General features: G+C 63.7%; 1 protein-coding gene and 1 pseudogene. Both read left to right on the plus strand.

The annotated features are described in order from the left end of the window. Window positions 1–565: 565 nt before the first annotated feature. Window positions 566–907, plus strand: a pseudogene (locus FJ694_RS38040) (PAS domain-containing protein); the annotation flags it as partial. Window positions 908–930: 23 nt separating this feature from the next. Beyond that, window positions 931–1,428, plus strand: coding sequence for a sensor histidine kinase (locus FJ694_RS26595; protein ID WP_232540234.1), 498 nt, complete (start codon window positions 931–933; stop codon window positions 1,426–1,428). The last annotated feature ends 631 nt before the right edge of the window (window positions 1,429–2,059 follow it).

Consider the following 2,059-nt stretch of genomic DNA (forward strand, 5'->3'; position numbering starts at 1 on the left):
TGCCTTGCCTTGCCTTGCCTTGCCTTGCCTTGCCTTGCCTTGCCTTGCCTTGCCTTGCCTTGCCTTGCCTTGCCTTGCCTTGCCTTGCCTTGCCTTGCCTTGCCTTGCCTTGCCTTGCCTTGCCTTGGCCGGCTGAGCACTAACCGTGCTGCCTTCCAACCAGTGAACACCGCAGGCGTGCATGGACTCGAACGCGACCGCTTTGAAGCTGGCCTAACGTCCCAGGCAGCTGGGCTGCGAGAACGTGCACGCATACCGGCACGATGTGCGCTATGTGGCCGGGCCAGGCATGGGCTGGTTGAGCATTCCGTGTACGGCGGCTGCAGGATCGGGCGGCCGTGTGAGCTGGTTGTCGCCTTGCAAGGCCGGTTGCGGAACCGTCATGCTGCAGCGGTCGCTCGAAGTCGCGGGCTTTCCTAGGTCCGACGCTGGAGCGGTTATGGGGACACCGGTTCACACGCTCGCCACAGGCGACGCTGCGGCTTCAGTGGCTTGAGGCACCAGCATGGACAGCGCGCCCCAGGACCCCTCCTCTTTTTTCAGCGTCTGTCGGCGCTGAACCCCGGTGGCCGTCGCAGGAGCGTCGCACCAGGAGACCGGGCTAATACAGAGCCATCGGCGGCTGGAGGCCGCACTGGCCGACTCGCACCTGGGCTTGTGGGAATGGACCTTTGCTGACGACGCGCTGTGGCTTTGCGACGAAGGGCTGCGCATCACCGGCCTGGGACGTAATGTGCCCGCGCGGAACGTGGACGCCTGGCGTCGGCTGGTGCATCCGCAGGATGTTGAGGCCGTCTGGGCTGTGGAGGAGGCCGCCCGCACGGGCGCCTCGTATTGGGCTGAATACCGGTTGCTGCACCCCGATGGCCGGCTGTGCTGGGTCGAGCACAGCGCGCTTACCGAGTGCGACGCCGCCGGCTGCCAGTACGCATGGTGGGCACGCTGGCTGACATCACCGCGCGCAAGCAGGGCGAGGCGGCGCTGCGCGGAGCGCACGGCGCGCTGGAGGCCCAGGTGCAGGCCCGCGCTGCCGAACTGGCATTGGCCAACACGCAGCTGGCCATTGAGGTGGCGGAGCGCCGAGCCACGGAGGCGCAGGTGCGCGAGCTGCTGGGGCAACTCGTGAACGCCGAGGAAGACAAGCGCCGCCGCCTGGCGCGAGAGTTGCACGATTCGCTGGGCCAGCACCTCACCGCACTGGCCCTGGGTCTGCAGGCGGTACAGGAAGACCCTGAGACGCAGCCAGCAGCACGCGAGCGCCTGGGACAGCTGCGTGAGGTGACGCAGCGGCTGGACGAGGACGTGGACCGCCTGTCCTACGAACTGCGCCCGGCGGTGCTAGACGACCTGGGTCTGAACGAGGCGCTGCGCGAGCTCAGCAGCGCCTGGGCCCAAGACAGCGGCGTGCCGGTTGTTGAAGTCCAGTAATTTCGCGAATAGGTCCATTAATTCGGCGAGCGCCATCTTTTTGGTTGATGTCGCAACTTACTTCAGAGTCGATTTATCGTAAGACCAAACTTGATTCGGACGCTTTGCTCCACCAACCTCCTGCGCCGTGTCGGCGAAAGCGTTCGATAGCTGCATAGCTGCTGCTGTCGAAAACACTCCACCCGTTTGGCCTTTTCGCATGGTGCCGAAGGCGTTCCCGACAACTGTAGCGTCAGGCAATGTGTGCTCTCGGCACCCTGCCCTGCTGCACAGGTCACAACCTTACGGCTTGGCGGACTGAAGACGCAGGCGGAATTAGCGGACCTGCGCGGTGGCGCTGGTGAAAACTGTGGGCCGCTGCCGGTGCTGGCGTGGTGGCTCAGCAACAGCACTCAGACCACAGCAATCTGCCTACTTCTCCATGCTGGACGCGGACTTACGCGCCGTGCTCATTCGCAGAATTATTGGACCTGACTATTCGAATTGCTGCACTTCAACAGCTAGTCTTACTGTGTCAATAATTTGATCTATATTTGTCCTATCCAGTCGCGCAGGAGGCTCGGGTATGGACATGGGAGCACGGTTTGACGGGTACATGGCCCATCTAGCTGCAGGGCTGGGCCATGCCGAC

This window comes from Azohydromonas aeria, assembly GCF_009760915.1.
GTDB lineage: Bacteria > Pseudomonadota > Gammaproteobacteria > Burkholderiales > Burkholderiaceae_C > Azohydromonas > Azohydromonas aeria.